The sequence below is a fragment of the Nocardioides iriomotensis genome (genome assembly GCF_004168035.1).
GTDB classification, from domain to species: Bacteria; Actinomycetota; Actinomycetes; order Propionibacteriales; family Nocardioidaceae; genus Nocardioides_B; species Nocardioides_B iriomotensis.
In genome coordinates, this window is the sequence record NZ_SDPU01000023.1 from 76,513 (window position 1) to 96,014 (window position 19,502).

A 19,502-nucleotide genomic window follows, 5' to 3' on the forward strand; every position below is an offset into this window, starting at 1 on the left:
GCTGGTCAGCCGGCCGGCGTGAAGTCCGGGTCGCCGACCGGGTCGTCGGGGGTCCCGGAGCCGGCCTGGGCCTGGTTGGACCAGTTCTCCAGCTCGGCCATCACGAGCGGGTGCTTGTCGACGCACACGACCACGAGATCGCCGGCGTTGGCGCGTGACATGGCGTGCCGGACCGCCTCGATCTCCTCGAGGATGACCTCCACCTGCTTGCAGCGCGCCCCGGCGGCCATGCTCGCCCGGACCCCCTCGGCGACCAGGTCGGCGGTGGCGCCGCGCTCCCGCCCGCGGAGCGCGACGTCCTCGCGGACGACGACGACGTCGAAGTGCTGGGCCGCGATCGCGCCGAGCTCGCGCATGTCGTCGTCGCGCCGGTCGCCCGCGGTGGCGATGACGCCGATGCGCGACGGCTTGCCGAGCTCGCTGGTCGTGGCCAGGCCGTCGCCGACGCGGTCCACGAAGTCGCCCAGCATCCGCATGCCGGGTGCGTTGTGGCAGTAGTCGACTATGACGTGGCGGCCGTTGACCTCGACCTCGTTGAGCCGGCCGGGCGACAGGTAGTAGTTGGTCGAGAACGTCCGCAGCCCCTGCCGGATGTCGTGCAGCGGGGCGCCGGCGGCGAAGGCCGCGGCGGCCGCGGCGAGGGCGTTCTGGACGTTCATCCGGGCCCGGCCGTTGAAGGTGGCCGGCAGGAGGTGGGTCCAGGCGAGCTGCATGTCGCGCCGGCCGTGCCGGACCACGATCATCTCGCCCCGCTCGCTGGGCTCGAGGACGATCGCCTTGCCGCCGCGGCGGCAGTGCGCGTCGATCATGTCGCGGACCTCGGTGCCGGGCTCTTCCATCGAGAACCACACGACCTGGCCGGAGCAGCGCCGGCGCATCTCGCGCACCAGCGGGTCGTCGGCGTTGAGCACGGCGTGCCCGTCGCGGGGCACGGCCTCGACGAGCACGGCCTTGACGTCGGCGAGCTGCTCGACGGTGTCGATGCCGCGCAGGCCGAGGTGGTCGGGCTGCACGTTGAGGACCACGGCGACGTCGTTGCGCTCGTAGCCGAGGCCCTCGCGCAGGATGCCGCCGCGGGCGACCTCGAAGACGGCGAAGTCGACGCGGGGGTTCTGCAGCACCATCCGCGCGGACTTGGGGCCCGAGGCGTCGGCCCGGATGACCAGCCGCTCGTCGATGACGACGCCGTCGGTCGAGGTCATGCCGACCTTGCGGCCGAGGCCCTTGAAGATGTGGCTGATCATCCGCGACGTCGTCGTCTTGCCGTTGGTGCCGGTGACGGCGACGATCGGGATCCGGCTCGGCGCGCCGGGCGGGAAGAGCATGTCGACGACCGGCTTGGAGATGAACTGCGGGTCGCCGATCGTCGGGTGGGTGTGCATCCGGAAGCCAGGGGCGGCGTTGACCTCGCAGATCGCGCCGCCGGTCTCGCGGACGGGCTCGGTGATGTCGGGGCAGATGAAGTCGATGCCGGCGATGTCGAGGCCGACCATGCGGGCGGCCTCCTCGGCGATCTCGACGTTCTCGGGGTGCGCCTCGAAGGTGCGGTCGATCGAGATGCCGCCGGTCGACATGTTGCCGGTCAGGGTCAGCTTGACCATCTCGCCGGCGGGCGGGACGTCCTCCAGCCCGTAGCCCTGTTCCTTGAGGAGGGCAAGCGCAGCGTCGTCGACCTTGATCCGGGTCAGCACCTTCTCGTGGCCGACGCCGCGCCGCGGGTCGGCGTTGGTCTCCTCGACGAGCTGCTCGATCGTGGTCTGCCCGTCGCCGATGACGTGCGCCGGCACGCGCTCGGCCACGGCCGCGAGCCGGCCGTCGATGATCAGGCAGCGGTAGTCGCGGCCGGTGATGTAGGACTCGACGATCACCCAGCCGCGCCGCGACTGCTCCTTGGCGATCGGGAACGCCGCGCGCACGTCGTCCTCGTTCTGCAGGTCGAGGCAGACGCCGCGGCCGTGGTTTCCGTCGAGCGGCTTGACGACGACGGGGTAGCCGATCCGGTTGGCGACGGTGACCGCCTGGTCCGCCGTGCGGATGGACTCCTGCTTGGGCACCGGCAGGCCGGCCGCGCCCAGGAGGCGGGTGGTGAGGTCCTTGTCGGAGGCGACGTCGACGGCGATCGCGCTGGTGGCCGAGGTCATGGTGGCGCGGATGCGCTTCTGGTGGACGCCCTGGCCGAGCTGCACGAGGGAGTACTGGTTGAGCCGGATCCAGGGGATGTCGCGGGAGACCGCCTCGTCGAGGATCGCCTGGGTGGACGGGCCGAAGGCGGTGCGCTCGGCGCGCAGGATGAAGGCCTCGAGCTCCTTCTCCCAGTCGAACTCCGGATCGGCCTCGACGAGGTGGTTCACCAGCCGGACGGCGAGACGGGCGGCCGCGAGACCGACCTGCTCGTCGACGTACCCGTAGACGATGTTGTAGTGCCCCCGCTTGCCCTTGACCTGGCGGGTCTTGCCGCGGCGGATGTCGTGGCCGACGACCTGCTGCAGCGCGAGCGCGCAGTGCTCGGCGACGTGGCCGAGCCAGGTGCCCTCGTTGAGCCGCTCCACGAACCCGCCGCGCCGGCCGCGGGAGCAGGAGTGCTCGCGCAGCCCGGGCAGCATCTGCAGCAGCTCGTCGGTGAACCCGGGGAGGTTGTTGGTGGGGAAGTCCTCCAGGGACCCGAGGTCGACGACCAGGTGGATCGCCTTGTCGTAGGACCAGACGTTCGCGCCGCGGTAGACGCGGGTCTCAAGGATCGCGAGGTCGGGGGAGGGGCGGGTGGCCGGACGGGGCTGCTCAGTCACTCGGGAGGTCTCCTTCGGAATGCTGTCGGGCGCGGCGGCGTCGGAGCACCGTCGGCGACACGTCATCGGCGGCGATGTCCCGAGCCAATCGCTTCAGGTCGCGTCCCGCAACCGCGAGCTCCTCGGCCTCGCCGGGATCGACGACCGGGGCCTGGCGGACCAGCGCCTTGTCGGTGAGGTCGAACGCCGAGCCGGCGGGGAGCACGTGCAGGACCACGCCGGACGCGAGGAGGGGAGCGGTACGGCGGGCCTCGTGCGCGTTGGACACGATGGCGCGGCCGTCGAAGATCGTCACGACGCCCCGGCCGAGCACGCGCAGCCGGGTGTGGCCGTCGTCGTCATCGGTGATCAGCGCGCCGGTGTCCTCGTCGACGCCGATGCCGAGCAGGTGCGGGCTCTGCGCGACCAGCATGAGCAGCCGGCCGTAGCGGTTGCGCTGGCCGAAGTGCTGGTCGATGACGACGTCGCGGATCAGGCCGAGGCCGCCGGCGAGCTGGGTCATCCGCTGCTTGGGGGTGGCGCCGCCGGTGCCGAACGCGACCATGTGCGAGGACTGGATGCTGGCGCCCGCGCTCGTGCCGCCGACGACGACGCCGCGCTCATGGGCGGCCTTGATCTCCTCGCCGAAAGCGGTGCCGTTCACGATCGCGGACAGCTTGAGCTGGTTGCCGCCCGTCATGAAGATGCCGGTCGCGTCGGCGAGCCGCCCGACCACCTCCGGGTCCTCGGCCTGCTCCCGCGACTCGGGGCGCACGCCCCACACGTCGGCCGCGCCGATCTTGCGGAAGAGGGCGTCGTACACGTCGACGATCTCGTCACCGAGCGAGGACGCGGTCGGGATCACGGCGATCCGGGCGTCGGGTCCGCCGGCGAGCCGGACGAACTCACTGAGCACGGACCGCTTGCCCAGCTTGTCCTCGGCTCCGCCGATCGCGAGGAGCGGACCCCGCCCCGGCGCCGGTGGTGTGGTCGACTGGGTCGGTTCTGGCCCGTTCGGCATGCACGGCAGCCTACGGGGTGGCAGGGTGGGGCCCGTGGGTGGTGGCCGGCGACTCATTGTGATGAGGCATGCGAAGGCGGAGCCTTTCGCGTCGACAGACCATGCCCGCGTGCTGACCGATCGTGGTCACGCCGACGCCGCCGAGGCGGGTCGCTGGCTGGCCGGACTGGGCGCGCTGCCCACCCATGTCCTGGTCTCGACGGCCGCCCGCACCCGCGAGACCTGGGCCGCCGTCGCGGAGTCCGCAGGAGCCAAGGCCGAGGTGTCGTTCGACGAGGCGCTGTACCACGGCGGCGTCGACGCGGCGGTCGAGGCGATCCAGGTGGTCGACCCCGAGGCGGAGACGGTGATGTTCATCGGGCACAACCCCACGGCGGCGTACCTCAGCCACTTTCTCGACGACGGCGACGGCGACGAGGAGGCGATCAGCGGGATGCTGCGCGGCTTCCCGGCCTGCGCCGTCGTGGTGTTCGAGCTGACCGGCAGCTGGGCGGACGTCCGCCCGGAGGCGGGGCGGGTCGTCGCCTTCCACGCCCCCTGACCGCGCGAGTCAGACCGGGGGAGACGGGGTGGTGTAGCCGGCCTCCGCGTCGGCGGCCTCCACCTCCTCGCGGGAGATGCCGAGGAGGTACATGATCGCGTCGAGGTACGGCACGTTGACCGACGTGTCGGCGGCCTTCTGCACGACCGGCTTGGCGTTGAACGCGATGCCCAGGCCTGCCGCGGACAGCATGTCGAGGTCGTTGGCGCCGTCGCCGATCGCGACCGTGGCCGCCGTCGTGACCCCCGCCTGCTCGGCGAACCGGCGCAGCGCCGCGGCCTTGCCGGCACGGTCGACGACGTCACCGACGATCCGGCCCGTGAGCCGGCCGTCGACGACCTCGAGGTCGTTGGCGGCGGCGAAGTCGATGCCGAGGTCGGCCGCGATCCGGTCGGTCACCTGGCTGAACCCGCCGGACACGATGGCGAACCGGTAGCCGAGCCGCTTGAGGGTGCGGACCATCGTCCGCGCGCCCGGGGACAGCACGATGTCGTCGTAGACGCGGTCCAGCGCCGACGCTTCGAGCCCCTTGAGCAGCGCGACCCGCTCGCGCAGTGACTGCTCGAAGTCGAGCTCGCCCCGCATCGCCGCCTCGGTCACCCGGGCAACGTCGTCGAGGCAGCCGGCGTGCTCGGCGAGCATCTCGATGACCTCGCCCTGCACGAGCGTGGAGTCGACGTCCATGACGACCAGGCGCATGCCGTGCCGCAGCAGGTTGGCGGGCTGGACCGCGACGTCGACCTCCTGGACGGCGGCCTCCTCGGCGAGGATCAGCCGCAGCGAGTCGGGGTCCGCGCCGGAGACGTGCAGCTCGATCGCGGTGACGGGGTAGCGCGCCATCCGCTCGATCCGGTCGATGTTCGCGCCGACGTCGGCGATCCGGCCCGCGATCGCCGCGACCGCCTTCGCCTTGAGCGGCATGCCGAGCACCGTGACGTGGCTGCGCCCGCCGCCGCGGCTCCGGTTGTCGCCGGTGCCGGACTCGACCTCGACGTGCATGTCGAGCTCGCCGGCGACGCGCTCCACCGCCTTGCGTAGCGCTTTGGGGTCGCGGGGGGCCGTGACCAGCACGCCGAGCACGAGCCTGCGCCTCAGCACGATCTGCTCGATGTCGAGCACGGCTCCGCCGTACGCCGCGAGCGTGGAGAACAGTGTCGACGTCACGCCGGGCCGGTCCTTGCCGGTCAGCGTGATGAGCAGTGTCTGGGGGTGGTCGGACACGCGCGTCACCCTATGCGTCGAACGGATACGCGCACGCCGCCACCAGTCCCCGTCTCGCAGCGTGGTCGAGCGGGAGCAGCGCCTCGCGGCGGGCGTCGATCTCGGTCGCGGTGACCGCGCCGCCGTCGTCCTCGAGCGCGAGCTCGACGATCACCCGGCAGCGCGCCGCCAGCCCCGCGAGGCGGACCGCGCGCGGCGCCATGGCGTGCGGCAGCACGAGGTCGGTGCTCTTGCGTAGCGCCATCAGCTCGTCGGCCACCTCCGGCCTCCAGCGCGCGACGTCGAGGTCGACCAGCGCCTCGGTCGTGCCGAGCAGGCTGTGCCGCAGCGCCGCCTCCGCCTCCGACGGGTCCGGCACCTGCCGGTGCGTCGCCGCCGGCAGCGCCAGCCACTGCACGCCGGCGCCGGCCCGGTGCGGCACCAGCCCGAGCTCCCCGCCGTCGAGCACCACGCCCTCGCCGTACTCCAGCACCTCGTTGTTGAACGCCGCCGGCCCGGCCAGCCCCAGCGGGTCGCCCGCGACGGGCAGCGCCAGCCCGGCCGCTCTGGCCCCTTCGGCCCTCAGCAGCCCGAGCCCGAGGATCAGCGGCACCGGCTCGTCCTGCTCCGGCAGCCCGACGACGTCGTGCGCCGCGTCGTCCTCGACGATCCGGTCCCGCGCCTCGTCCAGCGACGCCCGCCCCGCCGCGAACGCCGTGAACCACAGCGCGAACCGCGCGGACACGGGCAGGGATGCGCTCACGACCGTGGACGTTACGCCGAGCCTGGCGGCTTCCCACCAGATGGTGGGGTTCCCGTGCAACCGGGCCGAAACTTCGCACGGGATGCGCCAGTAAACGCAGGGCGTCTTGTGGACGATCAACGTCATCCACAGGGTGCACGATTGCCAACACCGCCGCAGCGCTCGCCCGGCACCGTCGAGGCATGCACCTGCCGCCACCCCGTGATCCAAACGATCTCCGCTGCACTCCGCTCCTCCTGAGGCGCGACTTGATCGGCCTCGGATGGAACGACCGGATGATCCGGCGAGCCGTAGGCGCTCGGGAGCTCGCGCGCGTCCGACATGGTGCGTACGTCGCGGCACCCGCTTGGAGCGCGTTGGACGAGGGCGGACGCTTCATCCTTCGAGGACGAGCGGTCGTACGTCAGAGTCGTACGGGCGCGGTCCTTTCGCACACGTCGGCGATCGCTGAGTACGACGCTCCACTCTGGGGCGTTGACCCCACCACGGTGCACGTCACGCGCACAGACGGCCTGACCGGGCGCCGAGCCGCGGACGTGCGGCAGCACGAAAGTCGGCTACCAAGCGAAGCGCTCGTGATCATTGAGGATCGCTTGGTGACTGCCCCGGCCCGCGCGGTCCTCGAGACAATCACCGTTGTGCCGCCCGAGGCAGGTCTTTGCATCGCGAACTTCATGCTGCACCAGGGGTACACGACGGTGCCCGAGCTGCAGCGGGAATTTGTCGGCAAGGAGAACTGGTCCAACGCGCGTAGCGCCGAGATGGTGCTGCGTCTCGCTGACCCGCGCCCAGAAAGCGTGGGTGAGTCGCGCGCCCTGTGGGTGTGCTTCCAGGCCGGGCTTCCCCGGCCGGTTCCGCAGTACGAGGTCCGAGACCCGAGCGGGCGGGTCGTGGCGCGCGTCGACTTCGCCTGGCCCGACCTCGGTGTGTTCCTCGAGTTCGACGGCCGAGTGAAGTACGAAGGACTCCTCCGGGAAGGGGAGCGCGCCAGCGACGTCGTGCTCCGGGAACGTGACCGTGAACGGCTCATCTGCCGACTGACGGGGTGGAGTTGTGTCAGGGCGACATGGGCAGACGTCGATCGGCCGGCGCGCATCGTGCGTGAGCTGAACCACGCCCTGTTCGGTCAGCGGTCGGCATGAGCGACGTACCTGCAAAACCTGTCGCGCCCCGTGCGAAGTTTCGGCCCGGGAGCGACGGCATCCCAACAGGTGGTGGTAAACCGACGGGCTTCCTAAGGCCGAGTCGCGGGGCGGTGGGAGGGGGTGGGTGTCGTAGGTTGGAGCCCGCCGACCGCCCAGCAACGTGAGGGAGACATGGACCCCGTTCTCGAGCTCGCCGACGTCTCGGTGCGGCGTGGTGAGGCCACGCTGATCGAAGGCATCGACTGGACGGTCGAGGAGGACGAGCGCTGGGTCGTGCTCGGGCCGAACGGGGCGGGCAAGACGACGTTGCTGCAGGTCGTGTCGGCGCAGATCCACCCGACCGACGGGGTTGTCGGGATCCTCGGCGAGGTGCTCGGGACGGTCGACGTGTTCGAGCTGCGGCCGCGGATCGGGCTGACCAGCGCGGCGCTGGCGGAGCGGATCCCGCGCGACGAGCGGGTGCACGACGTGGTGGTGTCGGCCTCGTACGCCGTGATCGGCCGGTGGCGCGAGCACTACGACGACCTCGACCACGCGCGGGCCGACGAGCTGCTCACCGAGCTGGGCGTGCTGCACCTGGCCGACCGGACGTTCGGCACCCTGAGCGAGGGGGAGCGCAAGCGCGTGCAGATCGCGCGGTCGCTGATGACCGACCCGGAGCTGCTGCTGCTCGACGAGCCGGCGGCGGGGCTCGACCTGGGCGGCCGGGAGGACCTCGTCTCCACGCTGTCCGTGCTGGCCATGGACGAGATGTCGCCGGCCACGGTGCTGGTCTCGCACCACGTCGAGGAGATCCCGCCCGGGTTCACCCATGCGCTGATGCTGCGCGAGGGGAGGATCGTCGCGTCCGGTCCGCTGGAGCACGTGATGACGGAGGACAACGTGTCCTCGACGTTCGGGATGCCGATCCTGCTCGAGCACAGCGACGGCCGCTGGTCGGCGCGTCGGCGCGCGCGGCACCGGGTCCCGGCGCAGCCCGGATAGGCTGGACGCATGGAGTGGTTCAAGGATCACGCGTGGGAGACCTGGACGGCTCTCGCGATCCTTCTGGCCCTCGCCGAGCTGCTCAGCCTCGACCTGGTCCTGCTCATGCTCGCGGTCGGCGCCGGGGTCGGTGTCCTGACCGCGCTGATCGGGCTGCCGGTCGCCGCCCAGATCCTGGCCGCGGTCGGCGCGGCCACAGCGATGCTGCTGTTCGTCCGGCCGGGCATCGTCAAGAGACTCCATTCCGGGCCCGAGCTCCGGCTCGGCCACGACGCCCTGGTCGGACGCCAGGGCGTCGTCGTCTCCGAGGTCTCCGCCGACGCCGGGCAGATCAAGATCGGCGGCGAGCTGTGGACGGCCCGTCCGTACGACGAGACCGTCACCATCCACGAAGGCGCCCGCGTGGACGTCTTCCAGATCAAGGGCGCCACCGCCTACGTGCACCCGGTGCCCGCGATCGAGTCCGACAACGACTGAGAGGGGACTGTTGTGGACGGCTTTCCGATCGGCCTGGTGCTGTTCGCGCTGCTGGTGGTGTTCGTCATCGCCGGGCTCGGCAAGACCATCAGGATCGTGCCGCAGGCACGCGCCGGGATCGTCGAACGCTTCGGCAAGTACAAGGCGACGCTGCCCGCAGGCCTCAACGTCGTGGTGCCGTTCGTCGACAAGGTGCGCTACATGATCGACCTGCGCGAGCAGGTCGTGTCCTTCCCGCCGCAGCCGGTGATCACCGAGGACAACCTGGTGGTGTCGATCGACACGGTCATCTACTTCCAGGTCACCGACCCGATCGCGGCGACGTACGAGATCGCCAACTACATCCAGGCCGTCGAGCAGCTCACGATGACCACGCTGCGAAACATCGTCGGCGGCATGGACCTCGAGCAGACGCTGACCAGCCGCGAGGAGATCAACAGCGGCCTCCGCGGCGTCCTCGACGAAGCCACCGGCAAGTGGGGCATCCGCGTGAACCGCGTCGAGATCAAGGGCATCGACCCGCCGCCGTCCATCAAGGACGCGATGGAGAAGCAGATGCGCGCCGACCGCGACAAGCGCGCGCTGATCCTCACCGCCGAGGGCCAGCGGCAGTCCGCGATCCTCACCGCCGAGGGCAACAAGCAGTCGGCGATCCTCAACGCCGAGGGTGACCGCGAGTCGCAGATCCTCCGGGCCCAGGCCGACCGGGAGTCGCAGATCCTCCGGGCGCAGGGTGAGGGCCAGGCCATCCAGACGGTCTTCCAGGCCATCCACGACGGCCGTCCCGACCAGTCGCTGCTGGCCTACCAGTACCTCCAGATGATGCCGCAGATCGCGAAGGGCGACGCCAACAAGGTCTGGATCGTGCCGAGCGAGATCGGCAAGGCGCTCGAGGGCCTCGGCTCCACGATGAACAGCCTCAAGGGCATCCCCGACGACGTCGACGGCCCCGCCAAGCGCGTCGACATGGGCCCCGCGAGCCTGGATGTCGCGGAGATCGAGAGCGAGCAGAAGGAAGCGCTCGCCAGGGCGCACGACGAGGTCGCCGCGGCCATCGCTGCGGCCGAGGCCTCCACCACCACGCCGACCGGCACGCCCGTCACGAGGAACGCACCGGGTGACACGCCGCCGGCCGGCGACCCGGGGGAGCCGCCCGCCCAGTGACACCTCTCGAGATGGTCGCCGTGCTCCTCGCGGGTACGGCGGCCGGCACCATCAACTCCGTCGTCGGGTCGGGGACGCTGATCACGTTCCCGACCCTGCTCGCGATGGGAATGCCCCCTGTCCTGGCCAACGTGTCCAACAACGTCGGTCTGGTGCCCGGGGCGGTCGCCGGAGCGTTCGGCTACCGCCGCGAGCTCACCGGCCAGAGGCCGCGCCTGATCCGGCTCGGCATCGCGTCGATCCTGGGCAGCTTCGTCGGCGCCGCCGCGCTGCTGCTGTTGCCCGAGGCGGTCTTCGACGCCGTCGTACCCGTGCTGATCGCGCTGGGCTGCGTGCTCGTCGTGCTGCAGCCGCGGATCTCCAAGGCGGTCGCGGCCCGCGCCGAGGCGCTGGGCAAGGTGCGCCCCGAGCACGGCGCTCTGTGGGTCTGGGTGCTGGTGCTCCTGTGCGGCGTGTACGGCGGCTACTTCGGCGCCGCGCAGGGCGTGCTGCTCATCGCCGTGCTCGGCGTCGGGCTGAACCAGTCCCTGCAGCGCAACAACGCTGCCAAGAACGTGCTCGCCAGCCTCAACAACGGGGTGGCCGCGCTGGTCTTCATCGCCGTCACCGACGTCGACTGGCTGGTCGCCGGCCTGATCGCCGTCGGCTCGACGATCGGCGGCCTCCTGGGGGCGCACGTGGGGCGTCGGCTCCACCCGGTCGTGCTGCGCGGCGTGATCGTCACGGTGGGCGTCGTCGCGATCACGATGTTCGCCCTCGGCTAGTTGTGATGTCCAGGCACGTTGGTCAGGCGGGTGCCGCACGGCCGGCCGGCGTGACCACCAGCCAGGTGCCGCCGTACTCCGCGACGTCGTGGCACAGCACCTGCCCAGGCCCCTCGTGGGCGTAGTAGTAGAGCGGGTGGCCGCCGTAGGTCACCTGCCGACGCCCGTCGCGACGGCGGACGGTGCCGAGCAGCTCGTCGCGCACCGACCCGCGCACCCGGGGCAGCCCGCGGGCGAGTACCGGCGGCCACGCCGCGGCGCACGCGCCGTAGCAGCGCGGCCGTGACGACGTCTCGCGGTCGAACAGGTAGATCGCCTGGCCGCGCCCGTCGAACAGCATGGTGCCGTACGCGCTCGCGCCGGTCTTCACGACGAGACCCGTGGCCGAAGCCGGCGACGGCGAGCGCGACGACCCGGCATCGGACGGCGCACCGGCGTCCGGACCGGCGGACCCCGGAACCGACGTGGACGCTCCGGGCGAGGGAGCGGGCGTCGCCTCGCGTGCCGGGCCCCCGCCGCAGGCGGCGACGAGGGCACCAGTCACGGCGGCGACGGCGATGCGAGTCACCCGGGGGCGTGCAGCCACGGGTCCCTCAGGTCGAGGAAGGTCGTCTCCCCGACGCTGAGCGCGTCCATCTCCTTCATCATGGCGGCCATCTCGGGCGGCGGCTCCTTCTTCTCGCCCTCGCGCGCGTCGGCCTCGGACGTGAAGTAGATCGCCATCGTCCACGCGCCGCCCTCGTGCGCGGCGGTCACGCTGCCGAGGACGTCGGGACGGAAGTCGGAGAAGTCCGCCGGTTCCTCGGCCATCAGCTCGCGGGCGCGGTCGGGGTCGCTCGTGCGGCCCTGCATCACCTGCACGAACGTGGCCGCTCCCGGGTCGCCCGGCGTGTCGACGTCGACCTCGGTGCTGTCGAGGAAGGTGGGCTCGCCCGTGAACAGCCGGGCCGTCTCCTCCCACCACGCGGACTGCTCCGGCCGGTCGCTGTTGCGCTGCGCGGCCTCGGCCGACTCGAAGCGGGCCAGCACGACGAGGTCACCGTCGTCCGTGACGCCGGCGGTGCTGCCCAGCCAGCCCTCGGCACCGGGCGCGAGGTCCGACATCCAGGTGTCGAACCGGGCGCGGACCGCGTCGGGGTCGGACACCTTCCCCTGGATCACCTGTACGAACACGGCACACCTCCTGGATCCCCGCCGCCCATCCCGGGCGGTCCCCTCGACGCTAGGCCGGGGCGGGCCGCCGGGGCAGACCCGTTCGGGCCAGCCCGGTCAGTCGGTGCCGCTGAGCCGGCGGAACCGGTCGACCACGTCGGCGGGGACGTCGCCCGGCACCGCGTCGCGCCGCTGGTAGATCCACAGCAGCAGGTCGCCGGCCGGTGCCGTGAGGGTGGGCACGCCCTCGGTGCCGCCCCGGATCATCACCAACGAGCCGGGCACGCCGCCGTCGGTGAGCGTCCACGCGTCACCGGTGTCGGTCGCGCGGAGGCAGATCGTGGCCTCGAACGGCGGGAAGTCGCCGGAGCGGGCGTCGTCCTCCTCGGCGAGGGAGGTGGTGAGGAACTCGTCGATGCTGTCGGCCGCCAGCCGGGGCTCGAGGTCGAGGGGACGGCCGGCCGCGTTGGCGGCGTCCCAGGCGTGCACCATCGCCTCCTGCACCTGGTGGCGGGTGATGAAGGCGACGTCCTGCTGGCTGGGGTACCAGGTCCAGCAGGCGGCGGACTGGTCGGCGCCGGCGAGCACGTCGACGATCTCGCGGGCACCTGCCTCGAAGACGTTGACGAGGCGGTCGTCCTCGGCGCGCGGAGGATGGCTGTCGTCCTCGGGTGGCGCGTCGAGCGTCTCGGCGGCGATCGTGCGCCAGAACCAGTGCACGTCGGTCACGTGATGGACGAGGTCGGCCACGCTCCACTCGGGGCAGTGCTCGACCCGGGCATCGAGGTTGCCGCGGGCGGCGTCGCCCAGCGCGGTGGAGTAGCGCGCGATCGCGGAGGTGCAGTCGTCGACGGAGAGGCTCATGGCCGCAGGCTAGGCGGCCGTACCGACAGTGTCGCGCGAGTTTCCGGCGCGGTACGACTCCGGAAGACCGCACTGCCTCATGACGGGCTCAGCGGCCGTCGACGTACGCGTCGTGCCACCGGGTGATCTGGTCGAACGCCTCCTCGCGGACCTCCTTGCGGGAGAGCGTGACGTCGTGCAGCGCCCCCGCCAGGCTGACCAGGGTGACGTGCGGGGCGAGCTTGTGCGCCCACTTCCGGATCTGCCGGACGTCGAGCACGATGTCGGTGCTCGCGCACGACTCGTCCCACTCGCGCGGGTGGCCCGACTCCGACGACGTGAGCACCAGCACCGGCGCGTCGAGGTCGAGGCCGCGGTGGATCCGCGCATGCCCCCGTCGTACGGCGCGCAGCCACCCGGCGTACACCGGCCAGCTCTCCAGGGGCTTCCACGCCAGGTCGAACGGCCACTCGCCGTCGTGCTCGTGGTGCAGGCTCCGGGCGTAGAAGCCGGACACCTCCCGCGGGATCACCATGTAGGGCCGGCGGGCGCCGATCTGGTCGATCGCCTTGGTGCCCGCGGTGCGCAGCAGCAGGCTGCCCTGGAGGTCGAGCCACGGCGCGTTGAGCACGAGGCCCGCAGCCGGCACCTCGTGGTCGTGCAGCCACAGCGGCACGACCAGGCCGCCGGTGGAGTGACCCGACATGATCACGTGGTCGTGCCCGTCGCGCACCGTCACCCGCCGGAACGCCTCGTCGAGCTCGGCGTAGTACGCAGTCAGGTCGGTGACGAAGTTGGGGGTCTGGTGCGGGCGCAGCGAGCGACCGTACTTGCGCAGGTCGAGGGCGTAGAAGTCGTAGCCGCGGGACAGCCAGTAGTCGGCCTGCGGGGTCTGGAAGAAGTAGTCGGCGAACCCGTGCACGTGCAGCACGGCCTTCGTGCTGCGCGACCGCCCGCGGCGGCGCACCAGGGTCGCGACGACCTCGCCCTCGTCGTCGGCGGGCAGCTCGATCGTCTCGGCGTAGTAGGGCTTGCCGAGGACGTCGGGCTGCCAGTCGCCTCCACTGCGTGCCATGGCGTCATCTTCCCCTACCCCCGGTCGCCGGCCGGTGCGATACTCCCGCTCGTGGACGACCTGTCCTGGCGGGTGGAGGACTTCGACCGGTCGGTGATCGAGCGCGACGCGGACCTGGCCGGGTCGCTGCTGTCCGACGACTTCGCCCTGGTCGTGACCGAGCCGGCGCCGCGGACGATGTCGCGCGAGCGGTGGCTGGCGGTGCTGCGCGACTACGCCGTCACCGAGTGGACGGTGCTCGACCGGGAGACGTACGTCGCCGGGGCGTGCGCGCTGGTGCTGAGCCGGGTCGACATGGTGGCGACGGTGCTGGGCGCCGACCGGAGCGGGCTGTTCACGACGTCCGACCTGTGGCTGCGGCACAGCGACGGCGGCTGGTACGCCCACCGCCGCATCTCCACGCCCGGGTCCGCCGGACACATCGCCGGCATGGTGCCGGGCTGACGTGGCCCGCTCGCGGAAGGCCCGGCTCGCCGACGTCGCGGAGGCCGCGCTCGCCCTGCCCGACGTCGTGCGCGGCGGCGACGACGACCTCCCGTCGTACGCCGTGGACGGGAAGACGTTCCTGTTCCACCGCGAGCCGCGCAAGGACGCTGTCGACCCGGAGACGGGGGAGTGGTACGAGGACGTGATCGCGTTCTGGGTCGCCGACCTCGACACCAAGGACGCGCTGGTCAACGACGTCGGCACGCCCTGGTTCACCACCCCGCACTGGAACGGCTACCGGGCGGTGCTGCTGCGCGGCTCCCGGATCGGCGAGCTCACGCACGACGAGCTGGTCGAGCAGGTCCAGGACGCCTGGCTGGCGCGCGTGGGCAGGCGGAAGGCGAAGGCCTGGCTGGCCGAACGCAGCTGAGCACGAGCATGCGCGCGCACGGGCGGGGTACCGGCGCGGTCGGACCGCACTCGAGGGAGAGGACCGCGCATGACGCAGCTCCGCCAGCAGCAGACCCCGCCCGGCTCGCAGGCCGCCATGGAACCGGTACCGGACTGCGGCGAGGCCAGCTACGTCGGCGCCGGCCGCCTCGAGGGCAAGATCGCCCTCGTGACCGGCGGCGACTCCGGCATCGGGCGGGCGGTCGCCATCGCCTACGCCCGGGAGGGCGCCCACGTCGCGGTCTCCTACCTCTCCGAGCACGAGGACGCCGAGGACACTGCCGGCTGGGTGGAGAAGGCCGGCCGGAAGGCGCTGCTCCTGCCCGGCGACGTGTCCGACCCCGAGCACTGCCGGGAGATCGTGCGGCGCACGGTCGACGAGCTCGGCGGGCTCGACGTGCTGGTCAGCAACGCGGCGTTCCAGATGAACCACGAGACGATCGAGGAGGTCACGGACGAGGAGTGGCAGCACACCTTCGCCACCAACATCCACGCGATGTTCTACCTCGTGAAGGCCGCGCTCCCGCACCTCGGCAAGGGCTCGAGCATCATCGGCAGCTCGTCGGTGAACTCCGACATGCCGTCGGCCCAGCTGGCGCCGTACGCCGCCACCAAGGCCGCGATCGCGAACTTCTGCGCCAGCCTCGCGCAGATGCTCGGCCCGCGCGGGATCCGCGTGAACAGCGTCGCGCCCGGACCGATCTGGACGCCGCTGATCCCGTCGACCATGCCGGAGGCGAAGGTCGAGGCGTTCGGCGACGACACTCCGCTCGGCCGGCCCGGCCAGCCGGCGGAGCTCGCCGGGGCGTACGTGCTGCTGGCGTCCGGCGAGGGCAGCTACATGTCCGGCGCCCGGATCGCCGTGACCGGCGGCCGGCCGATCCTCTGACGCCGGGTCAGCGCCGCGAGTAGAGCTCCGCGATCACGTCCTCGATCGCGGGCTCGAGGATCGACAGGTCGGCGACGTCGTACGACGCCGCGACGGCCGCGACCAACGGAGCGGCGGACGCGTCGGTGGGGAAGCTCAGCCACTGCCGCGGCCCCTCGACCTTGTGCACGCTGGCGCCCTCCACCCGGATCCGGCCCTCGTCCGGCAGCGGGTCCACCAGGTCCACCACGAGGGTGCGGGTGGACCCGCCCTGGGTGTGCAGACCGGCCAGCGAGCCGTCGTACACCAACGAGCCGTGGTCGATCACCATGACCCGGGAGCAGAGCTGCTCGATGTCCTGGAGGTCGTGCGTGGTCAGCAGCAGGGTCACGTCGCGGGCGGCGTTCACCTCGCGGAGGAACGCGCGCAGCCGGCTCTTGCTGACCACGTCGAGCCCGATGGTCGGCTCGTCGAGGTACAGGATCTCCGGGTCGTGCAGCAGCGCCGCGGCGATGTCGCCGCGCATCCGCTGGCCGAGCGAGAGCTGGCGCACGGGGGTGTCGAGCAGGTCGCCGAGGTCGAGCAGCTCGCAGAACTCGGCGAGGTTCTGCCGGAAGCGGGTGCCGTCGATGCGGTAGATGCGGCGCAGCAGCTCGAACGAGTCCCGCAGCGGCAGGTCCCACCACAGCGTGGTGCGCTGGCCGAAGACCACGCCGATCCGCCGCGTGAGGTCGACCCGGTTGCGTGACGGGTCGACGCCGGCGACGCTGAGCCGACCCGACGTCGGCACCAGGATGCCGGTCAGCATCTTCACGGTCGTCGACTTGCCCGCGCCGTTGGGACCGATGTAGCCGACCATCTCGCCGCGCTCGACCTCGAAGGACAGGTGGTCGACCGCGCGCACCTCCGTGGCGGTACGGCGGACGCGGCCGGTGCGGCGGCGTACGACGAACGTGCGGCTGAGGTCCTCGACCTCGATCAGCGCCATGGCGGTCAGCTCCCTGTCGATCGGTAGCGGCGGACGCCCGCGCGCCACGCCCACGCGGCCACCAGGCCGAGGACGACGGCGGCGACGGGCGAGGCGAACTGCAGCCACTCGGGCAGACCGAAGGGGTCGGGCCGGCCGAGGACGTAGAGCGAGGGGTACCAGTTGACGAACCCGATCGGCACCAGGAACGTCAGCGCCTTCACGATCTCGCGCGGGTAGATGGTCATCGGGTACTGCGCGAACGTGTTGCCGCCGTAGGTGAACGCGTTGGCGACCTCGGCCGCGTCGATGGTGAGGAACTGCATCGCACCGCCGAGGGTGAAGAACGCCGTGAAGATCGCCGTGCCGCACGCGACCAGGTAGCCGATCATCAGCACCTTCGACGGGGTCCAGTCGAGGTCGAGCGCGACGATCGACCAGAGCAGCACGACCGCGGCCTGGGTGATCCGGCCCAGCCTGCGCAGCGCGAACTGGTCGGAGGCGACCTGCGCGAACAGCGACACCGGCCGCACCATCATCGCGTCGAACGTGCCCATCCGGATCCGCGTGCCGAGCCGCTCGATGTTGCCCAGCAGGAGGTCGGCGATGCCGAGGCACAACCCCGCCCCGCCGTACAGGAAGGCGACCTCGGCGAGCGAGAACCCGCCGAGCGCGTCGACGTTGGCGAACATGATCACGATCGCGACGAAGTCGAGGCCGGTCACCACGAACTGCGCGACGGTCATCATCCAGAACGACGCCCGGTAGGCCATCGAGACGCGGACCCAGGCCGCGGCCAGCAGCAGGTAGGCGCGCAGCGCCCAGGACAGGCGGGTCAGGACCTCAGCCACCCTGCACCACCACCTTGCGGCGCGCCCGCTGCAGCACGACCTGGCAGACGCCGAGGAGCGCCGCCGCCCACGCCGCCTGGAAGATCAGGCCCCACCACGCCTCGTCACCGGCGCGGCGGCCGAGCCAGATGTCGGCCGGCACCTGGAGGAACGCCGCCCAGGGCAGCGCCATCGCCAGGTCGCGGGTCCAGCCCGGGAAGAGCACCAGCGGCACGACGAGCCCGGAGAAGAACATCGCCACGACGATCTGCAGCTGCTTGACGCCGGTGTCGTCGAGCAGCCAGAAGGCGCTGGCGGTGACGAGCATCCGGATGCCGAACGACACCACCACGGCGAGCACCGTCGACACCGCGAACAGCAGCCAGGTCACCGGGCCGTCGGGGTAGCGCAGGTCGAACAGGACGGCGCCGACGAGCGTCGGCGCGAGCCCGCGGGTGAGGAGGTGGTACGCCGCGCGGCCGAGGTCGGTCGCGAGCCACCAGCCCAGCAGGCCGACGGGTCGGTACAGGTCGAGCGCGACGTCGCCGGTGCGGATCCGGGCCGCGAGGTCGTCGGTCGCGCCGCCGCCCCACACCGCGACGGTCATGATCATCGCCTGGCCCAGCCACGCGTAGGTGACCGCGTCGGAGACGTCGTACCCTCCGGCGCTGGGGTTGTGCGTCCACACCGCGATGTAGGTGTAGCTGATGATCACGCCGAACACCGAGTTGGTGAAGATGCCGGCGAGGGTCGCCGCGGTGTAGGTCGCGTAGCGGCGGAACGCGCGCACGGCGACCGCGACGTAGAGCACCGAGACCTCCTGGAGCGCGCGGCAAGACCCCTGAACCGCGCCGGCCAGGGGGGTGGGAGTGCCGCTGTGAGATTGTGGGGAGGGTCAGTGTGCAGCACGCCGACCCGCCCGATCAATCACGATCCTTCTCGAGGGGACCTGCCCGTGACCGACACGCCCGTCCGGACCGGCACCACCGCCACGACCGTCGTCGAGGACGCGACGCCGTGCGCGGAGCGCAACTGCCGCATCGTGTCGGTGATCCTCGTCGACGACCGTGGCTGGCTGCTGCTGCAGGAGCGCGACGCGGCTGCGCCGGTCGCCCCGGAGCAGTGGGGCCTGGTCGGCGGGCACGTCGAGGAGGGCGAGACGTTCGACGAGGCGCTGGTGCGTGAGCTGGCCGAGGAGACCGGGCTCGCCGTCGACGGCCTCGAGCTGTGGTTCGACGAGGTCGTTCAGCACTCGCCGAAGGTGTCCTCCCACCTCGCCGACCACTGGCAGATCCACGTCGGCCGGGCCGACGTCAGCGACGCCGACATCGTGCTCGGCGAGGGGCGGCAGATCGTGTTCGTCGACCCGGCACGGATCCGGGCCGGCGAGCTCGACCTGGCGATCGCGTCGTCGTTCGCGCTGCCGCGCTTCCTGGAGTCGGAGACCTACCGCCGCCTGGCCGGCTGAGGCGCCCCGGTGGTCGACCCGTCGAGACCCTGGTCTCGACAGGCTCGACCAACCGAGTGGCGGTCAGTGCTGGTAGGTGCCGTGCAGGATCGCGCGGCCCAGCGTCTTGAACGCCAGGTTGAACGACACCACCGCCGGGGACGCGGACGCGTCGACGCCGAGCGTCTCCTCACCGACGGCGTGCACGACGAAGAAGTACCGGTGCACCTGGTCGCCCTCCGGGGGAGCCGCGCCCATGAAGCCGTGCTCGCCGCCGTCGTTGCGGGCGTGGAAGGCGCTGCCCGGCAGGTCGCCCGCCGCCGCTCCCGTGTCGAGTGACGTCACGTCGGCCGGCAGGTCGACGAGCACCCAGTGCCAGAAGCCCGACGGCGTCGGGGCGTCCGGGTCGAAACAGGTGACGACGAAGCTCTTGGTGCCCTCGGGGGCGCCCGACCACGACAGCTGCGGCGACGTGTTGCCCTTCGCCGCGACCTGGTCGTCCTTCAGCGGCGCGCCGTCGGTCACGTCGTCGCTGGTGACCGTGAAGGACGCCGTGGCGGGCAGCAGGTCGTAGGGGTTCGGGGTGACGGGACGGTCGAGGGTGCTCACTTCGGCGGCCT

At 71.8% G+C, this 19,502-nt stretch carries 22 protein-coding genes; 10 read left to right on the plus strand and 12 right to left on the minus strand.

The window, feature by feature from the left end; genetic code table 11:
* Positions 1 to 5 precede the first annotated feature (5 nt).
* Positions 6 to 2,786 carry a cyanophycin synthetase gene (gene cphA / locus ETU37_RS12820; RefSeq protein ID WP_240755707.1) on the minus strand — a complete coding sequence of 927 codons (2,781 nt, stop codon included), beginning with the start codon at positions 2,784 to 2,786 and terminating at the stop codon, positions 6 to 8.
* Positions 2,779 to 3,786 (minus strand): cyanophycinase, encoded by a 1,008-nt coding sequence (locus tag ETU37_RS12825; protein ID WP_129987729.1) that lies wholly within the window; start codon positions 3,784 to 3,786, stop codon positions 2,779 to 2,781. Before ETU37_RS12825 ends, cphA begins: the two co-directional genes overlap by 8 nt.
* A gap of 61 nt (positions 3,787 to 3,847) precedes the next feature.
* Here ETU37_RS12825 and ETU37_RS12830 point away from each other — a divergent pair, with 61 nt between their 5' ends.
* Entirely contained in the window at positions 3,848 to 4,327 is a 480-nt protein-coding gene (locus ETU37_RS12830) for a SixA phosphatase family protein (protein WP_276319689.1), read from the plus strand.
* 9 nt (positions 4,328 to 4,336) lie between these two features.
* On the opposite strand, the gene serB is transcribed toward ETU37_RS12830, so the two are convergent.
* Positions 4,337 to 5,548 (minus strand): phosphoserine phosphatase SerB, encoded by a 1,212-nt coding sequence (serB, locus tag ETU37_RS12835; RefSeq protein WP_129987731.1) that lies wholly within the window; start codon positions 5,546 to 5,548, stop codon positions 4,337 to 4,339.
* A 10-nt stretch (positions 5,549 to 5,558) separates the two neighbouring features.
* Positions 5,559 to 6,290 (minus strand): hypothetical protein, encoded by a 732-nt coding sequence (locus tag ETU37_RS12840; protein ID WP_129987732.1) that lies wholly within the window; start codon positions 6,288 to 6,290, stop codon positions 5,559 to 5,561.
* A 596-nt stretch (positions 6,291 to 6,886) separates the two neighbouring features.
* On the opposite strand from ETU37_RS12840, the gene ETU37_RS12845 reads away from it, so the two are divergent.
* The 5 genes from ETU37_RS12845 (at position 6,887) to ETU37_RS12865 (ending at position 10,824) form a co-directional block, all read left to right on the plus strand.
* The gene (locus ETU37_RS12845; RefSeq protein ID WP_129987733.1) at positions 6,887 to 7,432 is read left to right on the plus strand and encodes a hypothetical protein; all 546 of its coding nucleotides are present in this window, start codon (positions 6,887 to 6,889) and stop codon (positions 7,430 to 7,432) included.
* A 174-nt stretch (positions 7,433 to 7,606) separates the two neighbouring features.
* Positions 7,607 to 8,419 carry an ABC transporter ATP-binding protein gene (locus ETU37_RS12850; protein WP_129987734.1) on the plus strand — a complete coding sequence of 271 codons (813 nt, stop codon included), beginning with the start codon at positions 7,607 to 7,609 and terminating at the stop codon, positions 8,417 to 8,419.
* A 9-nt stretch (positions 8,420 to 8,428) separates the two neighbouring features.
* A complete protein-coding gene (locus tag ETU37_RS12855) occupies positions 8,429 to 8,896 on the plus strand; it encodes an NfeD family protein (RefSeq protein WP_129987735.1) in 468 nt (155 codons plus the stop codon).
* A 12-nt stretch (positions 8,897 to 8,908) separates the two neighbouring features.
* The gene (locus ETU37_RS12860) at positions 8,909 to 10,060 is read left to right on the plus strand and encodes an SPFH domain-containing protein (RefSeq protein WP_129987736.1); all 1,152 of its coding nucleotides are present in this window, start codon (positions 8,909 to 8,911) and stop codon (positions 10,058 to 10,060) included.
* Complete coding sequence (locus ETU37_RS12865) at positions 10,057 to 10,824, plus strand: sulfite exporter TauE/SafE family protein (protein WP_129987737.1); 768 nt, start codon at positions 10,057 to 10,059, stop codon at positions 10,822 to 10,824. The genes ETU37_RS12860 and ETU37_RS12865 overlap by 4 nt, the downstream gene beginning before the upstream one ends.
* A 22-nt stretch (positions 10,825 to 10,846) precedes the next feature.
* Here the strand turns inward: ETU37_RS12865 and ETU37_RS12870 are convergent, their stop codons facing one another.
* The 4 genes from ETU37_RS12870 to ETU37_RS12885 form a co-directional block, all read right to left on the minus strand.
* Complete coding sequence (locus tag ETU37_RS12870) at positions 10,847 to 11,194, minus strand: COG4315 family predicted lipoprotein (protein ID WP_240755709.1); 348 nt, start codon at positions 11,192 to 11,194, stop codon at positions 10,847 to 10,849.
* A gap of 194 nt (positions 11,195 to 11,388) precedes the next feature.
* On the minus strand, positions 11,389 to 11,997 hold the full coding sequence (locus ETU37_RS12875) for a hypothetical protein (RefSeq protein ID WP_129987738.1): 609 nt from the start codon (positions 11,995 to 11,997) through the stop codon (positions 11,389 to 11,391).
* A 96-nt stretch (positions 11,998 to 12,093) separates the two neighbouring features.
* The gene (locus ETU37_RS12880; protein ID WP_129987739.1) at positions 12,094 to 12,840 is read right to left on the minus strand and encodes a maleylpyruvate isomerase family mycothiol-dependent enzyme; all 747 of its coding nucleotides are present in this window, start codon (positions 12,838 to 12,840) and stop codon (positions 12,094 to 12,096) included.
* An 88-nt stretch (positions 12,841 to 12,928) separates the two neighbouring features.
* Positions 12,929 to 13,894, minus strand: a complete 966-nt coding sequence (locus ETU37_RS12885) for an alpha/beta hydrolase (protein WP_129987740.1) — start codon at positions 13,892 to 13,894, stop codon at positions 12,929 to 12,931.
* A gap of 51 nt (positions 13,895 to 13,945) precedes the next feature.
* Here ETU37_RS12885 and ETU37_RS12890 point away from each other — a divergent pair, with 51 nt between their 5' ends.
* The 3 genes from ETU37_RS12890 to ETU37_RS12900 all read left to right on the plus strand — a co-directional run bounded on the left by ETU37_RS12890 (position 13,946) and on the right by ETU37_RS12900 (position 15,659).
* Positions 13,946 to 14,338 carry a nuclear transport factor 2 family protein gene (locus ETU37_RS12890; protein ID WP_165372514.1) on the plus strand — a complete coding sequence of 131 codons (393 nt, stop codon included), beginning with the start codon at positions 13,946 to 13,948 and terminating at the stop codon, positions 14,336 to 14,338.
* Between the two features lies 1 nt (position 14,339).
* Positions 14,340 to 14,750 (plus strand): hypothetical protein, encoded by a 411-nt coding sequence (locus tag ETU37_RS12895; protein ID WP_129987742.1) that lies wholly within the window; start codon positions 14,340 to 14,342, stop codon positions 14,748 to 14,750.
* A gap of 69 nt (positions 14,751 to 14,819) precedes the next feature.
* The gene (locus ETU37_RS12900; protein WP_129987743.1) at positions 14,820 to 15,659 is read left to right on the plus strand and encodes an SDR family oxidoreductase; all 840 of its coding nucleotides are present in this window, start codon (positions 14,820 to 14,822) and stop codon (positions 15,657 to 15,659) included.
* Positions 15,660 to 15,666: 7 nt separating this feature from the next.
* On the opposite strand, the gene ETU37_RS12905 is transcribed toward ETU37_RS12900, so the two are convergent.
* From ETU37_RS12905 to ETU37_RS12915, 3 genes are read right to left on the minus strand one after another with little or no spacing between them, the layout of a single operon-like run.
* Positions 15,667 to 16,626: an ABC transporter ATP-binding protein gene (locus ETU37_RS12905; RefSeq protein WP_206053916.1), complete on the minus strand. Its 960-nt coding sequence runs from the start codon at positions 16,624 to 16,626 to the stop codon at positions 15,667 to 15,669.
* A 5-nt stretch (positions 16,627 to 16,631) separates the two neighbouring features.
* Positions 16,632 to 17,456 (minus strand): ABC transporter permease, encoded by an 825-nt coding sequence (locus tag ETU37_RS12910; protein WP_240755710.1) that lies wholly within the window; start codon positions 17,454 to 17,456, stop codon positions 16,632 to 16,634.
* The gene (locus ETU37_RS12915) at positions 17,449 to 18,246 is read right to left on the minus strand and encodes an ABC transporter permease (protein ID WP_129987744.1); all 798 of its coding nucleotides are present in this window, start codon (positions 18,244 to 18,246) and stop codon (positions 17,449 to 17,451) included. The genes ETU37_RS12910 and ETU37_RS12915 overlap by 8 nt, the downstream gene beginning before the upstream one ends.
* 144 nt (positions 18,247 to 18,390) lie before the next feature.
* Here ETU37_RS12915 and ETU37_RS12920 point away from each other — a divergent pair, with 144 nt between their 5' ends.
* Positions 18,391 to 18,903 carry an NUDIX domain-containing protein gene (locus tag ETU37_RS12920; protein ID WP_240755711.1) on the plus strand — a complete coding sequence of 171 codons (513 nt, stop codon included), beginning with the start codon at positions 18,391 to 18,393 and terminating at the stop codon, positions 18,901 to 18,903.
* Between the two features lie 63 nt (positions 18,904 to 18,966).
* Here the strand turns inward: ETU37_RS12920 and ETU37_RS12925 are convergent, their stop codons facing one another.
* Complete coding sequence (locus tag ETU37_RS12925; protein ID WP_129987745.1) at positions 18,967 to 19,491, minus strand: YbhB/YbcL family Raf kinase inhibitor-like protein; 525 nt, start codon at positions 19,489 to 19,491, stop codon at positions 18,967 to 18,969.
* Positions 19,492 to 19,502: the final 11 nt, after the last annotated feature.